This window comes from Flavobacterium sp. M31R6, from assembly GCF_013284035.1.
Classification (GTDB): domain Bacteria; phylum Bacteroidota; class Bacteroidia; order Flavobacteriales; family Flavobacteriaceae; genus Flavobacterium.
On the sequence record NZ_CP054141.1, the window covers coordinates 2,151,616 to 2,173,207 of the forward strand.

The 21,592-nt window shown below is 36.9% G+C and carries 23 protein-coding genes; 11 read left to right on the forward strand and 12 right to left on the reverse strand.

The window, feature by feature from the left end; translation table 11 throughout:
- Window positions 1-59: 59 nt before the first annotated feature.
- From HQN62_RS08935 to HQN62_RS08950, 4 genes are all read right to left on the reverse strand, one after another.
- Window positions 60-647 (reverse strand): DUF4202 domain-containing protein, encoded by a 588-nt coding sequence (locus tag HQN62_RS08935; RefSeq protein WP_173504086.1) that lies wholly within the window; start codon window positions 645-647, stop codon window positions 60-62.
- Window positions 648-678: 31 nt separating this feature from the next.
- Window positions 679-1,056, reverse strand: a complete 378-nt coding sequence (nirD, locus tag HQN62_RS08940; protein ID WP_116795519.1) for a nitrite reductase small subunit NirD — start codon at window positions 1,054-1,056, stop codon at window positions 679-681.
- Window positions 1,057-1,229: 173 nt separating this feature from the next.
- On the reverse strand, window positions 1,230-3,737 hold the full coding sequence (gene nirB / locus HQN62_RS08945; RefSeq protein ID WP_173504087.1) for a nitrite reductase large subunit NirB: 2,508 nt from the start codon (window positions 3,735-3,737) through the stop codon (window positions 1,230-1,232).
- A 398-nt stretch (window positions 3,738-4,135) separates the two neighbouring features.
- On the reverse strand, window positions 4,136-5,032 hold the full coding sequence (locus HQN62_RS08950) for a helix-turn-helix domain-containing protein (protein ID WP_173504088.1): 897 nt from the start codon (window positions 5,030-5,032) through the stop codon (window positions 4,136-4,138).
- A 174-nt stretch (window positions 5,033-5,206) separates the two neighbouring features.
- On the opposite strand from HQN62_RS08950, the gene HQN62_RS08955 reads away from it, so the two are divergent.
- Genes HQN62_RS08955 through HQN62_RS08990 form a run of 8 tightly spaced genes read left to right on the forward strand, consistent with a single transcriptional unit; the run spans window position 5,207 to window position 12,792 of the window.
- Complete coding sequence (locus tag HQN62_RS08955; RefSeq protein ID WP_173504089.1) at window positions 5,207-6,058, forward strand: aldo/keto reductase; 852 nt, start codon at window positions 5,207-5,209, stop codon at window positions 6,056-6,058.
- A gap of 34 nt (window positions 6,059-6,092) precedes the next feature.
- Entirely contained in the window at window positions 6,093-7,244 is a 1,152-nt protein-coding gene (locus HQN62_RS08960) for an aldo/keto reductase (RefSeq protein WP_173504090.1), read from the forward strand.
- A gap of 39 nt (window positions 7,245-7,283) precedes the next feature.
- Window positions 7,284-7,754, forward strand: a complete 471-nt coding sequence (locus HQN62_RS08965) for a nuclear transport factor 2 family protein (protein ID WP_173504091.1) — start codon at window positions 7,284-7,286, stop codon at window positions 7,752-7,754.
- Window positions 7,755-7,777: 23 nt separating this feature from the next.
- Window positions 7,778-9,391, forward strand: a complete 1,614-nt coding sequence (locus HQN62_RS08970) for a carboxylesterase/lipase family protein (protein WP_173504092.1) — start codon at window positions 7,778-7,780, stop codon at window positions 9,389-9,391.
- Window positions 9,392-9,417: 26 nt separating this feature from the next.
- On the forward strand, window positions 9,418-10,503 hold the full coding sequence (locus HQN62_RS08975; protein WP_173504093.1) for an alpha/beta hydrolase: 1,086 nt from the start codon (window positions 9,418-9,420) through the stop codon (window positions 10,501-10,503).
- A 10-nt stretch (window positions 10,504-10,513) separates the two neighbouring features.
- Entirely contained in the window at window positions 10,514-11,248 is a 735-nt protein-coding gene (locus tag HQN62_RS08980; RefSeq protein WP_173504094.1) for a carboxymuconolactone decarboxylase family protein, read from the forward strand.
- A 25-nt stretch (window positions 11,249-11,273) separates the two neighbouring features.
- Window positions 11,274-12,332 (forward strand): alpha/beta hydrolase, encoded by a 1,059-nt coding sequence (locus HQN62_RS08985; protein ID WP_173504095.1) that lies wholly within the window; start codon window positions 11,274-11,276, stop codon window positions 12,330-12,332.
- A gap of 4 nt (window positions 12,333-12,336) precedes the next feature.
- Complete coding sequence (locus HQN62_RS08990) at window positions 12,337-12,792, forward strand: cupin domain-containing protein (RefSeq protein WP_173504096.1); 456 nt, start codon at window positions 12,337-12,339, stop codon at window positions 12,790-12,792.
- Between the two features lie 272 nt (window positions 12,793-13,064).
- Here HQN62_RS08990 and HQN62_RS08995 read toward each other — a convergent pair whose 3' ends face one another.
- Both HQN62_RS08995 and HQN62_RS09000 read right to left on the reverse strand, forming a co-directional pair.
- A complete protein-coding gene (locus tag HQN62_RS08995) occupies window positions 13,065-13,430 on the reverse strand; it encodes a VOC family protein (RefSeq protein ID WP_173504097.1) in 366 nt (121 codons plus the stop codon).
- 93 nt (window positions 13,431-13,523) lie between these two features.
- Window positions 13,524-13,892: an iron chaperone gene (locus tag HQN62_RS09000; protein ID WP_116795516.1), complete on the reverse strand. Its 369-nt coding sequence runs from the start codon at window positions 13,890-13,892 to the stop codon at window positions 13,524-13,526.
- A gap of 237 nt (window positions 13,893-14,129) precedes the next feature.
- On the opposite strand from HQN62_RS09000, the gene katG reads away from it, so the two are divergent.
- Entirely contained in the window at window positions 14,130-16,370 is a 2,241-nt protein-coding gene (gene katG, locus HQN62_RS09005; RefSeq protein ID WP_173504098.1) for a catalase/peroxidase HPI, read from the forward strand.
- Window positions 16,371-16,440: 70 nt separating this feature from the next.
- On the opposite strand, the gene HQN62_RS09010 is transcribed toward katG, so the two are convergent.
- From HQN62_RS09010 to HQN62_RS09020, 3 genes are all read right to left on the reverse strand, one after another.
- Entirely contained in the window at window positions 16,441-16,830 is a 390-nt protein-coding gene (locus tag HQN62_RS09010) for a DUF1398 domain-containing protein (RefSeq protein WP_116795514.1), read from the reverse strand.
- A 21-nt stretch (window positions 16,831-16,851) separates the two neighbouring features.
- Window positions 16,852-17,286: an acyl-CoA thioesterase gene (locus HQN62_RS09015; protein WP_173504099.1), complete on the reverse strand. Its 435-nt coding sequence runs from the start codon at window positions 17,284-17,286 to the stop codon at window positions 16,852-16,854.
- A 306-nt stretch (window positions 17,287-17,592) separates the two neighbouring features.
- The gene (locus tag HQN62_RS09020) at window positions 17,593-18,015 is read right to left on the reverse strand and encodes a VOC family protein (protein ID WP_173504100.1); all 423 of its coding nucleotides are present in this window, start codon (window positions 18,013-18,015) and stop codon (window positions 17,593-17,595) included.
- Between the two features lie 190 nt (window positions 18,016-18,205).
- On the opposite strand from HQN62_RS09020, the gene HQN62_RS09025 reads away from it, so the two are divergent.
- Window positions 18,206-18,757 (forward strand): DUF4494 domain-containing protein, encoded by a 552-nt coding sequence (locus tag HQN62_RS09025; RefSeq protein WP_116795511.1) that lies wholly within the window; start codon window positions 18,206-18,208, stop codon window positions 18,755-18,757.
- Window positions 18,758-18,881: 124 nt separating this feature from the next.
- Here HQN62_RS09025 and HQN62_RS09030 read toward each other — a convergent pair whose 3' ends face one another.
- Window positions 18,882-19,178: a hypothetical protein gene (locus tag HQN62_RS09030; RefSeq protein ID WP_173504101.1), complete on the reverse strand. Its 297-nt coding sequence runs from the start codon at window positions 19,176-19,178 to the stop codon at window positions 18,882-18,884.
- Between the two features lie 272 nt (window positions 19,179-19,450).
- Here HQN62_RS09030 and HQN62_RS09035 point away from each other — a divergent pair, with 272 nt between their 5' ends.
- The gene (locus HQN62_RS09035) at window positions 19,451-19,681 is read left to right on the forward strand and encodes an HTH-like domain-containing protein (protein ID WP_207786917.1); all 231 of its coding nucleotides are present in this window, start codon (window positions 19,451-19,453) and stop codon (window positions 19,679-19,681) included.
- A gap of 114 nt (window positions 19,682-19,795) precedes the next feature.
- Here the strand turns inward: HQN62_RS09035 and HQN62_RS09040 are convergent, their stop codons facing one another.
- Window positions 19,796-20,215 (reverse strand): hypothetical protein, encoded by a 420-nt coding sequence (locus tag HQN62_RS09040; RefSeq protein ID WP_173504102.1) that lies wholly within the window; start codon window positions 20,213-20,215, stop codon window positions 19,796-19,798.
- A gap of 124 nt (window positions 20,216-20,339) precedes the next feature.
- Window positions 20,340-21,590 carry an NAD(P)/FAD-dependent oxidoreductase gene (locus HQN62_RS09045; RefSeq protein WP_116795508.1) on the reverse strand — a complete coding sequence of 417 codons (1,251 nt, stop codon included), beginning with the start codon at window positions 21,588-21,590 and terminating at the stop codon, window positions 20,340-20,342.
- Window positions 21,591-21,592 lie beyond the last annotated feature (2 nt).

Genomic DNA, 21,592 nt, shown 5'->3' on the forward strand with positions numbered 1-21,592 from the left:
ATTAATCTGTGGAAATCTTTTTAATCTGTGGCTTTGATTTTTTTAAAACGAAAATCAAATTACAATCCCAAAGAGTCTTTTATTAACTGAAGATTTTCTGGTGTATAATTGATTTTCAATGCTTCCTGATGTCCCTTGTCTGACATTTTATTCCAAGTTTTTAGAATAATGTTTTTAAGTTTTTCGGTGTCGTGTTTGTGTACAAATGGATCCAAATAAAATTCTAAAAACACTAGGCAAATAACGTCTTCTAATAATTGGGTTTCTTCGTCTTTTTTAAGTAATTTTTTCTCGATCAAAAAGGAAACACGGTCAATGAAGTCATCTTCATATCCTGCTTTCTTTAAGATTTCGGAAGTTATTTTGGCGTGGAATTTTTTTAGATCCTCTCGCCATTTCAAATATCCCACACGATCCATGGGATAGGATTCTCTTGCTATTTTCCAACGGCAAATGTGTTGTGCTTTGGCTGCTATTTGAACGGCTTCCGAAGCATCGGGCTGAAAAGACATCAGCCTTTCATACATTCTATCGGAGTATAATAACTCTTTTGGGTAGGTTACGTCTTGGTATATTTCATTATTTGGATCTGCTTCGTTTTCGGCATCAATCCACGCACTGGCGTTTAAAAAGGGGATAGTTTTCATTTGGAATAGTATATAATCAAAGATACATACATTATTCTAAAAACCCAACGAATACTTCATTCCCTTCAATTTTTACAGGGTAGGTAGCTATTTTAAAATCATCGCCGTTTAAATTAGATCCATCTACTAGCGAAAAAGTTTTTTTGTGCATCGGACAGGCGATTTTTGGAATTCCATCTGTAGAACCTGTCATTCCTCTTGATAAAACCATTTCCATTTTGTGAGGACAGGCATTTTGGCAAGCGTACCATTCGTTTCTTCTTTCGAAGTTGAAAATTGCAATTTGCTTGTTTTTGTATTTGATGCAACCGCCTCTGTTACTTGGGAAATCTTTGATGCTTCCAGCTTTGAACCAAATTTTTACTGCACTTAGGTTTACGGTTTCGTATTGGCTTAATAGTTCTTCCATTATATTTTTATTTAAGTTTTAAATAGTTGCTATTACGCTAAGATTCACAGAGTAGGCGCAAAGAAACACAGAGAGATTAATTTGTAGTTGCCTTGTGTTGTATTTTTCTTAAAAAAATCTTAGCGAATCTCTATGTTTCCTTCGCGAATCTTCGTGAAATAATTATTGTTGTTTTACCAAGGTCTAGGCATTTTTTGTTCTCTTAACGGAACAAACGCAATGTTGTCGTCTTTCTCATCTGTGTTCACAAAGTGACTGAAACGCTTCAGTAATCTAGGTTTTTCTAATACTTGTTTCCATTCACATTCGAATGTTCCAACCAATTTTTCCATTTCGGCTTCCAATGTTTCGCAGATTCCTATGCGGTCATGGATGATTACTTCTTTTAGATAATCCAATCCTCCATCAAGTTTTTCCAACCAAGTAGAAGTTCTTACCAATGGTCCTGCTGTACGGATATAATACATAAGGAAACGATCCATATATTTGAAAACAGTTTCTTTGTTTATTTGTTCAGCTAAAAGTACTGCGTGCTTCGGATTGGCTCCGCCATTACCGCAGATGTAAAGATTCCAGCCACCTTCAACAGCAATTACTCCAAAATCTTTTCCTCTTGCTTCGGCACATTCTCTAATACAGGCAGAAACTCCTCCTTTTAATTTATGCGGAGAACGAATTCCTCTGTAACGGTTTTCTAATTCAATGGCAAAAGTAGTACTGTCATCCATTCCATAACGGCACCAAGTATTACCAACACAACTTTTTACAGCTCTTAAAGATTTTCCGTAAGCATGTCCGCTTTCAAAACCATTATCTATTAATACTTTCCAGATTTTTGGTAGGTCATTTAATTGAGCACCAAATAAATCGACACGTTGTGCACCAGTTATTTTGGTATATAAATCAAATTGTTTGGCTACTTCTCCAATGACAATTAATTTTTCAGGAGTGATTTCGCCACCTGCAATTCTTGGGACAACAGAATAAGTTCCGTTTCTTTGAATATTAGCCAAGTACCTGTCATTTGTATCTTGAGTAGTTATGTGTTTGTTGGCAGTGTCATTATAAATACTGGAGAAAATAGAAGCTACAACGGGTTTACAAATTTCACAGCCGTCTCCGTTTCCGTGGTGGTCGATGACTTCGTAATAATTAGTGTATTTATTGATTTTTACAAGATCAAATAATTCTTGTCTGGTATAATTAAAGTGCTCGCAAATACTTTCTTTTACTTCTTTTCCAATAGATTTTTGAGCCGCTTTTACTAAGTCAGCTACCATTGGTTTACAGCCTCCACATCCTGAAGTCGCTTTGGTAAGTTTAACGACATCTCCAAATGTATTTGCAGTTCCGTCAAGAATCGAACAACAAATAGCACCTTTGGTAACGTTCTCACAAGAACAGATTACGGCAGTGTCTGGCAAATCGGATGCACTTCCAAGTGTTGATACTTTACCACCGCGGGAACCTAGAATTAAATCTTCCGGATTTGGAGGTAAGGCCATTGCGTTGGCGTAAATTTGAAACAAACCGTTATAATCGGATGAATCTCCTACAAGAATTCCTCCCAATAATGTTTTTCCGTCTTTGGTGACATTGATTCTTTTGTAAATACCACTGAATTTGTTCTCATAAACAATTGCAGTAACATCTTCATTTTCAATAAAAGGATCACCAAAACTCGCAACTTCAACTCCAATTAATTTCAATTGAGTAGACATATCGATGGTGTCTCTCATCGTTTTATCCCCTTTGAGGATTTGTTCGGCAGCCACATCGGCCATTTCGTAGCCTGGTGCCACAAGACCATAAATCATTTGATTGTATAAGGCAACCTCACCAATGGCAAAGATATTAGGATCTGATGTTTGCATTTTATTATTTACCACGATTCCGCCTCTAACGCCTACTTCAAGTCCAGAGACTCTTCCTAGTTCGTCGCGAGGTTTTATCCCAGCCGATATAACCAACATATTTACGTTTAACAATTCATCATCTGCAAACATCATCCCTTTTATGCTTTCTTCACCGGCGATGTATTGTGTTGCTTTATTAAGATGTATCCCTATATTTAATTCTTCTATTTTGGATTGGAGCATATCACTCGCGCCTTTGTCCAATTGTCTTGGCATTAATCGAGGTGCAAATTCAACTACATGAGGATTTAATCCTAAGTCGCGTACTGCTTTTGCAGCTTCTAATCCTAATAATCCACCACCAAGAACAGCAGCTTCGGTTGCTCCGTTGGCTTTAATTTTTTTGGCGTAAGCCATAATTGCGTCAAGATCTTCGATGGTTCTGTAAACAAAAACCCCTTCTTTTTCAACCCCATCTATTGGAGGTACAAAAGCAGCTGATCCTGTAGCCAAAACTAAGTAATCATACTCGTATGTTTTTTCTAAGTGCGTATGTATTGTTTTTTGTTCTCTATTGATATCTGTAATTAACTCCGAAGTGTTTAATATGATATTGTTGTCTTCATACCATGATGTCGTTGATAAAGACAAATCATCAGCGGTCTTACCAGCAAAGTACTCACTTAGGTGAACTCTGTCATAAGCGCGTCTTGGTTCTTCTCCAAATACTGTAATTTGATAATTTTCTTGCCCAGATTTCGAAATGAATTTCTCGCAAAATTTATAACCTACCATGCCGTTTCCGACTACTATCACATTAATCATAATCTGTTAATTAAGTATTATTACGCAAACATACGTATAAATACTTAATTTAAATACTTATTTTTTTATTTTTTTTCTAAAATAGAATGATTTTTAATAAACAGTAATTCGATTCTGAATAAATACGTAGTTGGATTTACTTCGTCAGTTCGCTATCGCTTGTGTGGGCGTGCCCCCGCTATACAGCATTTTAATTTCTAAGTATATTTCTGCTCCGGCGGGGTCAGGCTGTACGCTGTATTCCCGATTAACAAAAACTACGGCAAAAAAGCCTTGTTTTTCTAAATCGGGAGATGCCGCTTCCATCCTTCACGCGATTTACTGCTGAAGAGGAGGTTTTGTGGGTTGAAGAATTAGGAATATTAAAATTGGATGTAAGTTACATTAACTATATTCCTCTAATTTAAGATTCTATATTCATTAGGGGTATTGCCTACATGCTGTTTAAAGAAGCGAGTGAAATGCTGCGGATATTTAAATCCCAATTCATATGCCACTTCATTGATGGTTTTGTTAGTGTCAAATATTTTGTCTTTGGCGACATCAATAATTTTGTTTTGGATGTATTCCTGAGCTGATTTTCCGGTTTCTTTTTTAATGAGATCGCCAAAATAATTAGGAGATAAATTGAGTTCACTGGCGTAATAGGCAACGGAAGGCAACCCTAAAATATTAGGTTTATCCGAAGAAAAGTAACTGTTTAATAATTCTTCAAATTTCTCCACAGTTCCTTTGTTCTCAGTATCTCTGGTGATGAATTGACGATCGTAAAATCTTTCACAATAGTTTAAAAATAATTCAATATTTGAAGCAATAAGTTTTTTGCTGTGTTTGTCAATAGATTGTTTTAACTCATTCTCAATTTTAGAAAAACAATCCATTACAAGTTGTTTTTCTTGTTCGGACAAATGCAAGGCTTCGCTGGTATTATAGCTGAAAAAATTATAGTCATGAATACTTTTTGCAAGTGAAGTACCCCGAATTAAATCAGGATGAAATACCAATCCATGCCCCTTAGGCTGATAATAATCAATTTTGTTTTCTACGTCAATTATCTGACCCGGCGATATGAAAACCAAGGTTCCTTCCTGATAATCGTAATAATTTCGACCGTATTTTAAATCGCCGCAGTTCACTTGTTTTAAAAACACACAGTAAAGCTCGAAGTTCATTTTAGAACCTGTTCTTTCTTTTGCTTTTGAAAAATCAATTATGCTAACCAACGGATTCAATGTTGCATGATTATTAAAAGCATTGTACTCACTAATGGTCCCAAAATTAAATACTTGTTCCATGTCTTTTTTATTGTTTGTTATACAAATTTAAGTAATTGAGTGTAGTTTTAATAGCAGTTTGAGTTCAATCAGTAATCTTGGTAGCAGATTCAGTAATTCATATACCATTAGCCTCACATTTAGTTCTGAAATTTGCTGTAACGGAATAATTTAAAACTTTAAAGTGATTGTGATATGTTCAATGTAAAATTAAATAACGGTGTTGAAATGCCAATTTTAGGTTTTGGTGTTTTTCAAATTCCAGATGCAGTCGAATGTGAGCAAGCTGTAATAAATGCTATTGAAAGCGGGTATCGTTTAATAGATACAGCTGCATCATACCAAAATGAAACTGCTGTTGGAAATGCAATAAAAAGCTCTGGAATTGCCCGTGAAGAATTGTTTATCACGACCAAGCTGTGGGTTCAGGATGCAGGATATGAACAGACAAAAGCTGCTTTTCAAAGATCTTTGGATAAGTTGCAACTCGATTATTTGGATTTATATCTTATTCATCAACCTTATGGTGATGTATTTGGTTCATGGCGCGCCATGCAGAAATTGTATGCCGAAGGTAAAGTAAGAGCCATTGGTGTAGCCAATTTTCATCCAGATAGAGTGATGGATTTGATAATAAACAGTGGTTTTGCACCAGCCATCAATCAAATAGAAACACACCCATTTGATCAGCAGATTGCAACGCAAAGCTTTTTAGAAGATAACAATGTACAAATTCAGTCATGGGGACCTTTTGCGGAAGGGAAAAATAATATTTTCCACAATGATCTTTTGACCAAAATTGGTAATAAACATGATAAAAGCGTTGCGCAGGTAATACTTCGTTGGCTGATTCAAAGAAATATTGTAGCTATTCCTAAATCCGTTCGTAAAGGAAGAATGCTTGAGAATTTTACCATTTTCGATTTTGAATTATCAGCAGATGATATGAAAATAATTGAGACTCTGGACACAAAAGAAAGTTTGTTTTTTGACCACAGAGACCCAAATATGGTAAAATGGTTGAGCGAAAGAAAGTTGGATTTATAATTATCAAAACTTTTATATAATTAAAAATATAATTATGAATCGTAGAAATCTTTTAAAAACTGCAGGACTTGCAATAGCTGGAAGTGCATTAGTACCCTTATCTTCTTTTGCTCAATCTTCAAATTCGGAAACTAAATTTTTCGATAATGATAACTCAGTGAACTCAATTCCTAGTAAGCGTAAACTTGGTGCTACTCTTGAAGTTTCAAGCATAGGACTCGGCGTTCAGAACATGACCCGCACGTACCAAACTATAATTCCTTCTCGTCCAGAAATGATCAACATCATTCGAACAGCCTTTGATAAAGGAATTACACTATTTGATGCTGCAGAGGCTTACGGTCCTTTTGAAGTGGAACGAATTCTTGGCGAAGGGATAGCTCCCTTCCGCGACAATATTGTCATCGAAACAAAGTTTGGCTGGAATATTGACCAAGAAACAGGTAAGCGATTACCGGGATTAAACAGTCGTCCTGAACACATTAAAATTGTAGTAGATGGAATGCTTAAAAGACTTCGTACCGACAGAATTGATTTATTGTACCAACACCGTGTAGATCCACAAGTTCCTATTGAAGATGTAGTTGGAGCTATTCAGGATTTGATAAAAGAAGGTAAGGTATTGCATTATGGATTGTCCGAGCCTGGATCTCAAACAGTAAGACGAGCACATAAAATTCATCCCATTGCGGCTATTCAAAATGAATATTCTTTGCTGTGGCGTGGTCCGGAAAAGGAAATCATACCACTTTGTGAGGAACTCGGTATTGGTTTCGTCCCATGGAGTCCGCTTGGAGTGGGTTTTTTAACTGGTGCCATTGATGCCGATACACACTTCGCTCAAGGCGATATTAGAGGAAATGAGACTCGTTTCTCAGCAGAGAATCTACCGAATAACTTAAAAATAGTAGATTTATTAAAAAAATGGAGTACACAAAAACTGGCTACCCCTGCCCAAATTTCATTAGCTTGGTTATTGGCACAAAAGCCTTGGGTTGTTCCGATACCGGGTACTACACAAATGGCTCACATGTTGGAAAATATTGGAGCATCAGCTATAAAATTCACCACAGATGAATTAAAGGAATTCAATAAACAATTGAATGTAATTCCAATTTTGGGTGAACGATTACCAGCCTTTGTTCAAGCTTTTTCTGATGTAGAAGCACCATTAAAGAAAAAATAAAAGAATTTAAAAATTCAATTTAACTTTAAATTATACCAAATGAAAATATTAATTATGGGTCTTATTGCAGTAGCCAGTTTCCAATTTTCTTTTGCACAAGAAAATACAACGAGTACAGTTATTAAGAATTACACGGTAGTTGAACAAGAAGTTATTCAGCTTTCTAAAGATAAATGGCAATGGATGGCCGATAAAAATATCGACAAACTTACGCCTTTGTTTGACGATAAATCGGTCTTTGTCCACATGGGAGGAAGTTGGGGGAAAATCCAAGAAATTAATGTGATTAAAAGTGGAATGATTCATTACAAGAAAGCAGATATTCAAGAAGTATCAGTAAATATTATCGGTAATACTGCGATACTTTTAAACAGAATTACACTATTGGCAGTAGTGGGAGGAAATGAAGTTACCAATCCGTTTATTGTAACGGAAGTGTATATAAAAGAAAAGAAAAGTTGGAAACTTGGCTCATTGTCGTTTACTAAGCTAATGACACCTGAGCATTAATATTCATTTAAATTATTATCAAGATGAAGAAAATAGTAACAGGTTTAGCAATTATCATTAGTTGTAGTTTATATGGACAGCAAAAGGTTGTTAATACTGCCCCGGAAGTCTCACCAATAGTCAAAACAGCCTCCGGATCAGTACGTGGAGTAACTGATGGGGATGTTTCGGTCTTTAAGGGGATTCCCTTTGCTGCTCCGCCAGTCGGTGAATATCGCTGGCGCCCACCGCAACCCATAAAAGCTTGGGTTGGAGTTCGCGATGCAAGCAAATTTGGATCAAATTGTGCACAAGCGGGATGGGGTGCTGCACCTGGGGCAATTTCAGAAGGGTCATCAGAAGATGGCCTGTACCTCAATTTGTGGTTGCCTGCCGGTACTAAACCGAGAGCAAAACTACCGGTTATGATATGGATCCATGGAGGTGGATTCGTATTTGGCAGCGGTTCCCAACCTGACTTTTCTGGAGTTCAATTTGCCAAACAGGGTGTAATCCTTATGACCTTTAACTATCGTCTCGGGCGTCTTGGTTTTTTTGCGTTCCCTGCGTTAAGCAAAGAACATCCAGAAGAGCCTAAAGGGAATTATGCTTATATGGACCAGATTGCCGCACTCAAATGGGTAAAGGAAAACATTGCCGCTTTTGGTGGTAATCCGAAAAATGTAACTATTTTCGGCGAGTCTGCGGGCGGCGTTTCGGTACATTCACTTCTGACCATACCCGCTGCAAAAGGGCTTTTCCAAAAGGCAATCTGTGAGTCGGGAGGTGGCCGTGATGGTGTTCTTACCGGAAGACCAATACATGCAGATAATGCCGACCGGCATTATCCTGTTTCAGCAGAAACAATAGGAATAAACTTTGCACGCAAACATGGAATCGAAGGAACAGATGCAGATGCACTGACGAAACTCCGCTCTCTTAGTGTTGCCGATATTGTAGATGGAGGTCAGGAAACCGATGGCCCCAAAGGTTTGCCTATCTATTCTGGCTCAATTCTCGACGGTAAACTGGTTGTTGAAACTGCAGAGAGCGCCTACAAAGCAGGGAGGCAAGCTAATGTTCCTCTTCTCATCGGCTCGAATAGTGCGGAAGTTTCGGCAGGTTTTGTTAACGCAAAATCTAAGGAAGAACTACTGTCTTATTTTGGAAACCTGAGTAAAGAAGTTGAAACTGCATATGATCCTGATGGGACAAATGATTTCGCTAAGATATTGACACTTGTTAATACTGATAAAGTGTGGGCAGAACCTGCTCGATTTACGGCAAGAATTTTTACAGTAAAAAAGGTGCCTGCTTATTTGTATCTTTTCTCTTATGTGTCTGAATCAATGAAAGAAAGGATGACGTTTGGCGCATCTCATGGTTCGGAAATCCCTTATGTATTCGATAATCTTACTGAGCGTAATGGATTTACCGTTACGCCAAAAGATAAAGAAGTTGCCAAAATGATGAATAGTTATTGGATAAACTTCGCCAAAACAGGTAATCCAAATGGTAAGGAATTACCAAAATGGCCTATTTACGATTCAAATAAAAATGAGGTATTCGAATTCAAACCTGATGGAACGGCAGGCATTGTTGGTGACGAAAGGAAAATACGGCTTGATGTAATTGAGAAGTCAGTTGAGAATAAATAGTAATAAAATTGAGAAAATAAGATAATATGAAAAACAAAATCACTAGAAGATGGAGTATTTTCTGTTTGTTATTGATAATAAGCAGTCCCTCACTTATTGCACAAAAGAAAGCAAAGCAAAAGCCAATAATTATAGAAGAGCAGGGTAGTTTTGCTGTGGGAGGTACAATTATAAAAAACTCTGGTACATTCGATCCCTATAAACCCACTCCTGAAGGACAAACTTTTCATGGGGATCATGCCTATGTTTTTTATCAAATTCCAGTAAATGCACACAAGTTACCATTAGTGATGTGGCATGGCATAGGTCAGTTTTCTAAAACATGGGAAACCACGCCTGATGGACGAGAAGGGTATCAAAATATTTTTCTCCGCAGAAATTTCCCTGTTTATGTGATTGACCAACCAAGAAGAGGTAACGCAGGAAGAAGTACTGTTGCTGCTACCATCAATCCAACACCTGATGAACAGCAATGGTTTGATGTCTTCCGTATAGGTGTATGGCCCAATTATTTTGAAGGTGTTCAATTTGCTAGAGATTCAATTACTCTCAATCAGTACTTTCGCTCTATGACGCCAAGTATTGGTGCTATCGACAGTAATCTTAATTCGGATGCCGTTTCTGCATTATTCAACAAAATAGGTCCTGGAATTTTAGTTACGCATTCCCATTCTGGTGGTATGGGATGGCTCACTGCTGTAAAAAATAAAAATGTCAAAGCAATAGTAGCTTACGAACCAGGTAGTGGATTCTTGTTTCCTGAAGGTCAAGTGCCATCACCTTTAACAAGTTCGGCGGGTTCCTTAGAAGCAAGCTCGGTTCCAATGGAAGACTTTATGCAACTTACCAAAATACCTATTGTTATTTATTACGGCGATAATATTCCTGAAAGCCCTTCAAACAATCCTGGGGCAGATGGATGGAGAGTACGTCTGCAGATGGCACGCTTATGGCGAGATGCAGTAAACAAAAACGGAGGTGATGTAACTGTAATCCACCTGCCCGAAATAGGAATTAAAGGCAATACACATTTTCCTTTTTCAGATTTAAATAATATTGAGGTTGCTGACCTAATGAGTAAATGGCTAAAGGAAAAGGGTTTGGATAAGTAATAAAATAATTATGAAGCAATTTAGAAATTTTGGTTTTAAAGTTATGGTATTAAGTTTTGCTTTATTTTCTAATTGTACAGAAGCACAAGATTTAGAATCAACAGATAAAAAATTAAGTGAGAAGCAAAAAAGCATTTTAACCATTGCATCACTTACAGCTAAAGGTGATTTAGTCAACTTAAAAACAGAGCTAAATACAGGGCTTGAAGCAGGGCTTACAGTAAATGAAATAAAAGAAGTATTGGTTCATCTGTACGCTTATTGTGGATTTCCACGCAGTATTCGTGGCTTGCAAACTTTTATGGAAGTACTTAACGAGCGAAAAACTAAAGGTATTATTGATAAACAAGGTAATGAAGCAACTTTAATCAAAGAAGATCATAATAAATACGATAGAGGGAAAAAGATTTTGGAGGAACTTACCAAAACTCCACAACCGAACACACTTGTAGGATATTCAGCTTTTGCACCGACAATAGATACTTTTCTTAAAGAACATTTGTTTGCCGATATTTTTGAACGAGATGTTTTAACCTTCGCTCAAAGGGAGTTGGTTACGATTTCTGTTATCAGTGCAATTGGTGATGCTGAGCCAATGCTGAAAGCTCATTTGTCAATTGCTGTAAATGTTGGTTTAACGCCTGAACAGCTGAAAGAATTTATTGTTGTAATCAAACCAATCATAGGTAAAAAGAAAACAAAAGCAGCAAAAGAAGTATTGAACGAAGTGTTGAAAAGCAAATAGCTCAATAATTTAAAAAATAAAAGAAATGAAAAAAGTATCATTAATAATCGCATTAGCAATTGCAATAACAGCTATAAATATGTCAAATGCTCAAAATACATATAAACAAAATCCTTTTACTTTGGTATATGAAGGAGCCATTATCAAAAATGAAATAGGGAAAGTAAACATCCATCCTGTTACCTATAAAATTAAAGAAATTGCAATTGTTGCCAATGTTTACACACCGGCAAATTTTGACTTTTCAAAAAAATATTCTACAATAGTTATTGCTCATCCTAATGGTGGTGTAAAAGAACAGGTAGCAGGTTTATATGCACAACGATTAGCAGAACAGGGTTATATAACCATCACAGCAGATGCGGCATACCAAGGAGGTAGTGGCGGAGAGCCCCGTAATGTGGATAAACCGGCAAACCGAATTGAAGATATACACGCAATGGCGGACTATATTTCTCAATATAAAGGTGTTGACACAGAAAGACTTGGATTACTCGGAATTTGCGGCGGCGGCGGTTATTCTTTAAAGGCTGCACAGTCAGATAAACGATTTAAGGCAATTGCTACATTAAGTATGTTCAATTCAGGTGTAGTAAGGCGTAACGGTTTTATGAACTCACAATTTTCAACGATCCAGGAACGATTAAAGCAAGCTTCAGATGCGCGTGCCCAAGAAGCGGCAGGTGGTGAAATTATGTATGTGGGTAATACTCAACTCACGGATAAACAAATAGCCGCACTACCGTTTGATTTATATCGTGAAGGATTTGACTATTACGGCAAAACACATGCTCATCCAAATTCTACATTTAAATACACAAAGAGTAGTCTGATGGATTTAATGACATTTGATGCCAGTACCAATATGGACTTGATAAATCAGCCTTTGTTAATGATAGCAGGCAGCAAAGCTGATTCCTTTTATATGACAGATGATGCATTTAATAAAGCAACCAATGCAAAAACTAAAGAATTATTTCTGATTGATGGAGCTACACATATACAAACCTATTGGAAACCCGAATATGTATCGCAAGCAGTTAATAAACTGGTGAATTTTTATCAAATTAATCTTAAAATTTAAAAAGATGAAGTTTAAAAATTTAGTTATACTATTTATGATTGGAGTGTTTACTTTTTCTTGCAAAGCACAAAATAAATCGATCATTTTTCCAAAAGGAGAAAAAATCACAAACAATAATTTTACAGGAAATGCTTATTTACAAATGCTTGTAGCTCCTGATAGTCTCAATCCGATATCTGTTGGGAATGTAACTTTTGATCCTGGAGCAAGAACTAAATGGCATGTTCATCCGGCCGGTCAAATATTGTTAGTGACCGACGGTGTAGGATATTATCAGGAAAAAGGTAAAGCAAAAGAAATCCTTCGGAAAGGGGATGTGAAAAAATGTCCCCCAAATATTCCACATTGGCATGGTGCAAGCGCCAATTCAGCCTTTGTTCAAGTAGCAATAACAGGAAGAGAAAAAGGGGAAACGATTTGGTTGGAATCTGTAAGTGATGAGCAGTACAATCATTTATAATTTCCAAAATACGTTACTTTAGAAATGTCGAGCTGTTTTGTATATTTTAAAGACATTGTGTTTTAGGCTTGGTCTTAAATGAAAACACAATTGTTCTTATTAAAATCACTGCCCTAGCCCTGATAGAAGTGAAAATCCTTGTGAGCTGGGGTTCGGCTCGCAAGATTACTTCACGGTACTTTTATTTTTATGGGAGTTCAGTGAACTTCGTTTGTAGCGGATAGCAGGACACGAGCGAAGTGAACTGACGAAGTAAATAGCTCCTAATTATTCTATTTATAAAATTCCCCAATGTGCCATAGAATTCCGGATGGGTCGTGAATAAAGCATTCTTTGCCCCAATCCATTTCGCGAATCGGGACTAATTTTACATTTTCATATTTAGCGGGCAAGTTCAATTCCAAAAGTTCAGTCCAAAATAGGTTAACATCTTCGACTTCCAAAAAAAGCATGGTGTTGTCTATCCAATCTTTGACATAGGCATCTTGCAAATAAAAACCAATTCCTTTGGTTTCAAAGTAAGAGAAATTGGGTGCCAAGATAATTTCGTTAAAACCCAAGTCTAGATAAAAACGTCGTGATATCCCAAAGTCTTTGGAGCCGATAAAGGGACGAATTGATTTGGCTTTGTGTTCCATATTTTTTTTCTAGATACTAAGTTTCTGAGATGCTAAGATACTAAGTAAAAAGAACTTTTTAAATTGTCAGCTTAAATCTTATAAACTTAGCACTTATTGTTTAGTAAATTTTTGTTCGTTTTCTTTTACTCTAAATATAACGATTTGTTCTATTAGCCAATATGGAATTGGGTGGCTGACAGGAAACTGAACCGAGCCTTTTCCCTGTTTGTAATTGGAAAGTTCATTAGAAAACTCAGTGTGTCCAGTTGGTGTGGCATAAAAACCGATATGGTTTTTATATCCAGCGAAATATACCAAGGGTTTTCCGTATGTCTTGTAGGCGGGCATTCCGTAGGATATGCATTCCAAGGCTTCGGGCGCTTTTTTAATGATGGTCATGCGAACGTTTTGCAAAAGGGTTTGTATGTCTTTTGGGAATGTTGCAATGTATTCGTCAACGGTTTTAAAATCAGTTTTCATTGGTTTCCTTTCAATTTGTGTGGTACGAATATTTATTTTTTTTTAAACTCAGTGAGTTAGAAATAGGATGTTTTCTGCTTAACGAAAATACAAATAAAAAAGATATTTCAGTCAAGTAAAGAACTATTCTAAACTACGTTTTTGCACTGTAACTATAATTTTTATCTATTGAAAAAATAATTTAGATAAAAATAATTTTGGTAAATTCGTGAGTAAGTTTTTAAAAATCATCACATTATGGAAAATTACGAAAATCTGAACACATCGAATGCTGAGCATGGAAACGAGGGAGGCAAATGCCCTTTTTCTGGCGCTACCTCAAAACAAATTGCTGGCTCTGGCACGAGAAACAATGACTGGTGGCCCAATCAGTTGAAACTAAATGTCCTTCGTCAACACTCATCGCTATCCAATCCGATGGGAGAGACGTTCAACTATGCCGAGGCTTTCAAAAGCCTTGATTTGGCTGCTGTAAAAAAAGATCTTTTCGATTTAATGACCGATTCTCAGGACTGGTGGCCGGCTGACTACGGTCATTATGGACCGTTCTTTATTCGGATGGCCTGGCATAGTGCGGGTACCTACCGTATTGCTGACGGTCGCGGAGGTGGTGGGGCCGGTACCCAACGATTTGCTCCACTCAACAGTTGGCCGGACAACGTGAATCTTGATAAAGCACGTTTGCTGTTATGGCCAATCAAACAGAAATATGGTAAGAAAATTTCATGGGCAGACTTGATGATTCTGACCGGAAATTGTGCACTCGAGTCCATGGGACTCAAGACTTTTGGCTTTGGAGGAGGTCGTGCCGATGTTTGGGAACCAAATGAAGATATCTATTGGGGTTCCGAGGGAAAATGGCTGGATGATCAACGATACACGGGTGACCGAGAATTAGAAAATCCTTTGGCTGCTGTTCAGATGGGTTTGATTTACGTGAATCCCGAAGGGCCGAACGGTAATCCGGATCCTCTTGCATCTGCCCGTGATATTCGGGAAACCTTTGCACGTATGGCTATGAATGACGAAGAAACTGTTGCGCTTATTGCGGGTGGACACACTTTTGGTAAAACCCATGGTGCTGCCGATCCAAACGAGTATGTTGGTGTAGAACCGGCTGCTGCTGGAATAGAGGAGCAAGGTCTTGGTTGGAAAAATACCTTCGGAACTGGAAATGGTGAATATACTATTAGTAGTGGTCTTGAAGGGGCTTGGACAACAACGCCCAATAAGTGGAGTAACAATTACTTCGAAAATATGTTTGGATTCGAATGGGAATTATCGAAAAGTCCAGCTGGTGCACATCAATGGAAACCAAAAAACGGAGCTGGTGCCGGTACAGTTCCCGATGCCCATAATCCATCAAAAAGTCACGCTCCAACCATGCTGACAGCTGATCTTGCTTTGAAGGTAGATCCTATTTATGAGCCAATTGCTAGACACTTTCATAAAAATCCTGATGAGTTTGCTGATGCCTTTGCTCGTGCCTGGTTTAAACTGACGCATCGTGACATGGGACCAATTGTACGTTATTTAGGACCAGAAGTGCCTAAAGAAGAACTGATTTGGCAGGATCCCATTCCAGCGGTTACTCATCAATTAATTGATTACAATGATATTAATGATTTAAAGTCTAAAATAGTGGCTTCTGGCTTGTCTGTTTCTCAATTGGTAGCTACAGCTTGGGCTTCGGCATCAACATTCCGTGGATCCGACAAGCGTGGTGGTGCAAACGGGGCACGTATTCGCCTTGCTCCGCAAAAGGATTGGGAAGTGAATAATCCGGCTCAGTTATCAACTGTATTATCTGTCCTTGAGGGTATTCAAGCTTCATTTAATAACGCTCAGTCTGGCGGAAAGCAAGTATCACTGGCTGACTTAATCGTTCTGGCTGGAGGTGTTGGAATTGAAAAAGCAGCTCAACAAGCTGGTCAAAATCTGACTGTTCCCTTTACACCCGGAAGAGCTGATACTTCACAGGAAAAAACGGATGTGGAATCTTTTGCTGTTCTAGAACCTGAAGCAGATGGTTTCAGGAATTATATTAAAACGCAATATACTATTTCTGCAGAAGAAATGCTTATTGACAAAGCACAATTGTTGACGCTAACTGTACCTGAACTGACTGTTCTTGTTGGTGGTTTGCGTGTTCTTAATGTGAACTTTGACCATTCTAGACATGGAGTGTTCACGAGTCGTCCCGAGACATTGACTAATGACTTTTTTGTAAATCTGCTAGATTATGGCACAGCTTGGAAAGCTTCTTCAGAATCGCAAGAGGTATTTGAAGGTCGTGATCGCAAAACAGGTTCATTAAAGTGGACAGGAACTCGTGTGGATCTTATCTTTGGATCCAATTCAGAGCTTCGTGCTATCGCTGAGGTTTATGGATGCAGCGATTCTAAAGAGTTGTTTGTGAAGGATTTTATAGCCGCATGGAATAAAGTAATGAATTTGGATCGCTTCGATTTGAACTAAATAATTGTATTGTATATTACTAAAAAAGTGGTCTGGAAACAGGCCACTTTTTTAATTGTATCATAAAAACCTAAACCGAAATTTTTTCAATTAAGATCTCAGAACCTGATTGATCATAATATGTACAGGTCATTTCAATAATATCAACTCTCCACCGTGCAATACCACATTGGCCGGCATGACGGCAAAACGTCAAATAATCGGTTTGACCGTTTTGGTGCATAACTAAAAATTCGATGAATCGCTCTTTATTGGCTGATGCGGCAATTTTTATTTCATCATATTTTTCATTAGAAGCAACAGAGTAATTATTTACTCCATAATAGTGAACGTCGCCATCATTTACAAAGGTATCGTATCCTTTTACGCCTAAAATGATTAAATCTTGTATGTAATTTGGAAAATCAGCACCACTTTTTACTTTAGAATGGGCTTCTTTTATTTGTTCTATTGTAAACATATTTGATAGGTTTTTGATTAATTATAGTGCAATAAAATCAGCTGTTTTTGGGAAAACACTTAAGGCATCAACAACAACTTGTGGAGTTGGAGTGGCTAATTTACGTAATTTAGTATCCATCCAAGCACCATCAACAGTAATAACGGCACACAATATATCTTCTTTGTAGAACTCATGGACAATTGACCAGCGTGAAGCATCAGCTTTCATTTTTGCCATTTTGGTTTGCATGATAATCTCGTCCGAGAGATTGATTTCTCTTCTAAAGACACATTCTTCTCTAAATAATATAGGGCCAATATGTTCCTTTTGCATCACTCTTAATGTTAATCCTAATTGTGCTAGTATTTCAACACGATGTTGTGCCCCAAAATCATAATAGGCACTATGACGTAAGTGAAAATTTGGATCTAAATCAGACCAGCGAAAGGACAGTTGTTTGCTAAATGTAGCCATAGGATTTATAATTTATTTGTATGTTTTTGTAAGCAAAGATAGCTAGGATTTTCATATGGGCAAAGCGAACAGTTCGAACATACAACAATTTAAAACAGGAGTTCGATTATTAATTTGGAGCAGAAACATTTGGCTTTTTTGGAAACATCGTCCCGTTTTCCGTTGCAATATTATGTGCCGAACCCCGGCACATAATGATTTTTACTTCAACTGGGGCTAAAAGGAGGTATTTTGTTTTTTTTGCCATCATCCGAAAAAGGAAAACTGTAATAATCGAACTTTCGTTTAAATTAATTTTGAATTTCCCTATGCGTCAAGCAATCCTTGTACGTTAAATTTTGTCATTTGCATAAATGCCTGCATAACCTTTGGCGCTTTTTCAGGATCAGCCATTAGCTCGCTCAATATTCTTGGGACAATTTGCCAAGTAACGCCGAATTTGTCATCGAGCCAACCGCATTTATTATAAATTCCGCCTTCGCCTAATTTGTCCCAATAATGGTCAATTTCTTCCTGTGTTTCGCATTCTATAACATAAGAATTGGCAGGCGATAATTTATACATGGGACCGCCATCCAAGGTCATAAATTTAGTTCCATTCAATTCAAAGTTTACAACAAATGAATTCTCGAAAGTGATTTTGGAATTTTTAAAAATGGAGCAATAATATTCAGCTGCTGCTTTGGCCTGTCCGTTAAACCACAAGCAAGGATAAATTTGATTTGCCATTTTATACCGTTTATAAATTTTAAGTAAAAGCCTTTTTTCTATTTTTCAATTGCATAGCGCTAAAGTACTAACGAAGTTATAGAAAATAAAGACGTAATCTAAGAGGTATCCAAAATTGTGAATATCTATTTTCTAAATTGTGAATTTTATTTTCTTTAAAATATATCTTTGGCATCCTTAAAAAAAATATATGAGCACAATTTGGTACGAATGCAAAGTAAAATATAGAAAAACGGATGAAACTGGCGGACAAAAGGTTGTAACAGAACCTTATTTGGTTGATGCTTTGTCCTATACCGAAGCAGAAAGCAGAATTAATGAAGAGATGTCTGCATATGTTAGTGAAGAATTTAAAATCACGAATATAAAGGTGGCAAATTATGCCGAAATACATCCTTTCGAAAATGCTGACCGTTGGTTTAAATCAAGAGTTTCTCTAATGGCTTACGACGAAGAAAGTGGCAAAGAAAGAAAGTCAAATATGTATTTGTTGGTGCAAGCCAATGATGTAAAAGAAGCTTTTGATAACACCACTCATGTAATGAGTACCACGATGGGGGAATACACTATTCCGGCTATTTCGGAATCTCCTATTATGGACGTTTTTCCTTATTTCAGTGGTGAAGAAGGAGAAACAGAACAATTGGAAAGGTTCAATGCGCTGAAAGCTTCGAAACCTGCAACAGTTGAGGTAGAGGATACAACGGAATTTGATCCAGCTTATTTGGAGGAAAGTATTTAATTCGAGCGGTAATAGTCCTAGATTTATTTGGGAGTACATTTAAATTTTTCGCACCAAAATTCGGAAAGTTTACCGGATTGCGGTGCGAAGTTTTTTATAGGTTAATGAGAGATGCCTATATAAATCAGGAAATCTGTTTGAGAATTTCTCTCTCGGAATGGCGAACCAAGACTTTGAATTTTTCATACCATCCTTTCCAGTCTGCGGCACCCATGTCTTTTGCAAGTTCTTTTTCAAAATCTGCAAGTGCGGCATAAGACGATTCAAAAATCAGTCGGTAGCTTTCTCCGGTAAAGTCGGTTAAAACCCGGTTTCCGGGTGTCTGAGGGAACAATCCGCCATGTGTGGCTTCATCAATCAAAACTTTGGCATCTTTATAACGGCCAAATTGCAGATAAAAAATTTCGCGAACTATATACATGAGTACAAAATTTAATTGTTAAACAAATTGATTTTACTCGTATAAAGTTAAGGAATAATGCAATTGAATAGGTTCTAATGTGTTGGTAAACATCGGTTTAGTGCTTAAATAGAAATCAAAGAGCAGTTTGCTTTATCCAAAAGCTATACTTTGTAGGGTTGAATTTTAAGCGTACAGATCTTTTGTTAATATAATGTTGTAATGTATTTATTTATAGATGTTTGGCATAGATATTGAAAAGAAGTATCAGTAACTAGTAAAACATATAAATTATGAGTATAGAAGAATTAGGAGCGGTATTGAGTGATATGTTTAATAATTCTCCAAAAGAAGATGCAGCGTTAATGATACGTTTATTTGGAATAAGATATGCTGCTGAAATTAAAAAGGATAATTACTCTAATGAGGAAATTATGAAAGCATCCGGAATTTCGGATGTATATCTTAATGAATTGTCAAAAGGGTTGAAACTGTCAGAATATGTTAGCTCGAAACAATTATAGACGAAATACTGTTTTGGTTTTAAATTTTAACAAAATAAATAAGCTGCAATTCCTAAATTTTATGGAATTGCAGCTTAACTTTTTTAGAAAATAAATCTTCTCTGATTAATGCGGTTAGTACAACATTTGTACAAGTGGTGTCAAGGTCGAAGCAGATTTTGGCAATAATGCTGTAAGTGCCGTAAATTGTGTTGGACTAACTATTTTTTTCATTTTGGCTGTAAATGATTCTCTGTTGGCAGTCATTTTGGATGTATATCCCGCTTTGTCGGTTGCCATGGTTGGCAAAAGATTTTTCTTTTTGTTCAAGGTTTCGTTAACCAATGAATTTACCGCAGGTTTTTGAGCATCGGTTAATTTTAATTTTGGGGACAATACTTCCATAACTTGATTGGATATGCTCGCAACATCAAAAGAGCTGGCTGACGCAGTTTTTGCTGTACTGGCTGCTTTTGTAATATCTCCCATGCTTTGTGCATTGGCAAATGAAATGGTTCCTAATAGAACGGCTGTGATCAATAGTTTCTTTTTCATATCTAGATAATTATTGGTTTGTTTTTTGAATTATAAAGATATAAAATAAATGTAAGTTTTTAGTGGGTTTGTTTTGTTTAACTATTTAATAATCAGTGAAAATGAAAAAATCCTAGTTTTTAAACTAGGATTTTTTTTGTGGACTTTCCATTTGGAGTATGTGAGCCATGTTTTTGATGAGATTGTCGTGTTTTTTTACAAACGGATTTTCTTCATCCCAAACATAGCCTGCGAGTACGGCACATATTTTTCTTTTTACATCTGGGTTTTCTGGTTGATGAAAAAATAAAGTCTGTAGGTTTCCTGTGTACCACTCTTTTACGTAAGTGGTAAAAACAGCAATTCCTCTTTTCATGTAACCCGTAAATTCGGTTTCCCAATCTACTGTTATTCCTTGTGATTCTTTGAGGTATAATTTGGCGGCAAGCATACCTGATTCGGTAGCAAATGCAACACCAGACGAGAAAACGGGATCCAAAAACTCGGAACTGTTTCCGGTAAGTGCAAAACCATCTCCGTACATTTTTTTGACTGATCGGGAATAATTTTCTAATTTGATTGGTTCAAATATAAAATCAACTCCACCAAATCGTTTAATATAAAAATCAGAAAGCTGAATGGCATTTTTCAGCGCTTCGGCATTGTCTTTATTGGCAGAAAGTGAATTGATAAAATCCGTTGGGCCCACAACGCCAAGACTTGTATTGCCATTCGAAAAAGGAATAACCCATAGCCACACTTCGGTTTCAAGTATGTCAAATGAAATCAGAGTGCCTTCCTCTCCTTCGGGACGGTTGATATCTACAACATGCGTAAAAATTGAGGAATGCGGGTCTAATTTAGAAGGCGTGTCCAAATCCAAAAGTCTTGGTAACACTCTTCCATAGCCGCTGGAATCGATAATGAATTTAGCGTGAATTTCTTTTAGATTCCCTCCCTTTTCTTTTACCACAGTAATCGAATTTTTCCCTTGAAAAGAAACCGAAATCACTTCTGATTCAAATTCTAAATCAATGCCTTTTCGTATCACTTCTTGAGCCATAGTGTTGTCAAAATCGGCTCTTGGTACTTGCCATGTCCAATCCCAACCTTCGGAAAATTTATTGCTGAAATCAAAAACACAGATATCTTCTCCTCTTATAAATCGAGCCCCTAATTTTTTTTCAAAATTCATGGCATCCAAACATTCGAATAATTCAGCTTCCGCAAAATGATCCATAACTCTTGGAATAAGACTTTCACCTACAACAATTCTAGGAAATTTTGTTTTTTCTACAACCTTAATTTTGACTCCTTTTTTATGAAGATAAGAGGCAGATACACATCCGGATGGTCCTGCTCCAATGATTAAAACATCTACGAATTCTTGTAACATTT

Coding starts and splice junctions, on each gene's coding strand:
- HQN62_RS09000 (WP_116795516.1), bottom strand. CDS start 13,892: ATGAAAACTGATTTTAAAACCGTTGACGAATACATTGCAACATTCCCA.
- HQN62_RS09015 (WP_173504099.1), bottom strand. CDS start 17,286: ATGGCTACATTTAGCAAACAACTGTCCTTTCGCTGGTCTGATTTAGAT.
- HQN62_RS09020 (WP_173504100.1), bottom strand. CDS start 18,015: ATGGCAAATCAAATTTATCCTTGCTTGTGGTTTAACGGACAGGCCAAA.
- HQN62_RS08980 (WP_173504094.1), top strand. CDS start 10,514: ATGAAGCAATTTAGAAATTTTGGTTTTAAAGTTATGGTATTAAGTTTT.
- HQN62_RS08990 (WP_173504096.1), top strand. CDS start 12,337: ATGAAGTTTAAAAATTTAGTTATACTATTTATGATTGGAGTGTTTACT.
- HQN62_RS08955 (WP_173504089.1), top strand. CDS start 5,207: ATGTTCAATGTAAAATTAAATAACGGTGTTGAAATGCCAATTTTAGGT.
- HQN62_RS09040 (WP_173504102.1), bottom strand. CDS start 20,215: ATGAAAAAGAAACTATTGATCACAGCCGTTCTATTAGGAACCATTTCA.
- HQN62_RS09045 (WP_116795508.1), bottom strand. CDS start 21,590: ATGTTACAAGAATTCGTAGATGTTTTAATCATTGGAGCAGGACCATCC.
- HQN62_RS08950 (WP_173504088.1), bottom strand. CDS start 5,032: ATGGAACAAGTATTTAATTTTGGGACCATTAGTGAGTACAATGCTTTT.
- HQN62_RS08935 (WP_173504086.1), bottom strand. CDS start 647: ATGAAAACTATCCCCTTTTTAAACGCCAGTGCGTGGATTGATGCCGAA.
- HQN62_RS09030 (WP_173504101.1), bottom strand. CDS start 19,178: ATGTATATAGTTCGCGAAATTTTTTATCTGCAATTTGGCCGTTATAAA.
- HQN62_RS08985 (WP_173504095.1), top strand. CDS start 11,274: ATGAAAAAAGTATCATTAATAATCGCATTAGCAATTGCAATAACAGCT.
- HQN62_RS08975 (WP_173504093.1), top strand. CDS start 9,418: ATGAAAAACAAAATCACTAGAAGATGGAGTATTTTCTGTTTGTTATTG.
- HQN62_RS09025 (WP_116795511.1), top strand. CDS start 18,206: ATGAGCACAATTTGGTACGAATGCAAAGTAAAATATAGAAAAACGGAT.
- HQN62_RS08960 (WP_173504090.1), top strand. CDS start 6,093: ATGAATCGTAGAAATCTTTTAAAAACTGCAGGACTTGCAATAGCTGGA.
- HQN62_RS09010 (WP_116795514.1), bottom strand. CDS start 16,830: ATGTTTACAATAGAACAAATAAAAGAAGCCCATTCTAAAGTAAAAAGT.
- nirD (WP_116795519.1), bottom strand. CDS start 1,056: ATGGAAGAACTATTAAGCCAATACGAAACCGTAAACCTAAGTGCAGTA.
- HQN62_RS08965 (WP_173504091.1), top strand. CDS start 7,284: ATGAAAATATTAATTATGGGTCTTATTGCAGTAGCCAGTTTCCAATTT.
- nirB (WP_173504087.1), bottom strand. CDS start 3,737: ATGATTAATGTGATAGTAGTCGGAAACGGCATGGTAGGTTATAAATTT.
- HQN62_RS08970 (WP_173504092.1), top strand. CDS start 7,778: ATGAAGAAAATAGTAACAGGTTTAGCAATTATCATTAGTTGTAGTTTA.
- HQN62_RS09035 (WP_207786917.1), top strand. CDS start 19,451: ATGAGTATAGAAGAATTAGGAGCGGTATTGAGTGATATGTTTAATAAT.
- katG (WP_173504098.1), top strand. CDS start 14,130: ATGGAAAATTACGAAAATCTGAACACATCGAATGCTGAGCATGGAAAC.
- HQN62_RS08995 (WP_173504097.1), bottom strand. CDS start 13,430: ATGGAACACAAAGCCAAATCAATTCGTCCCTTTATCGGCTCCAAAGAC.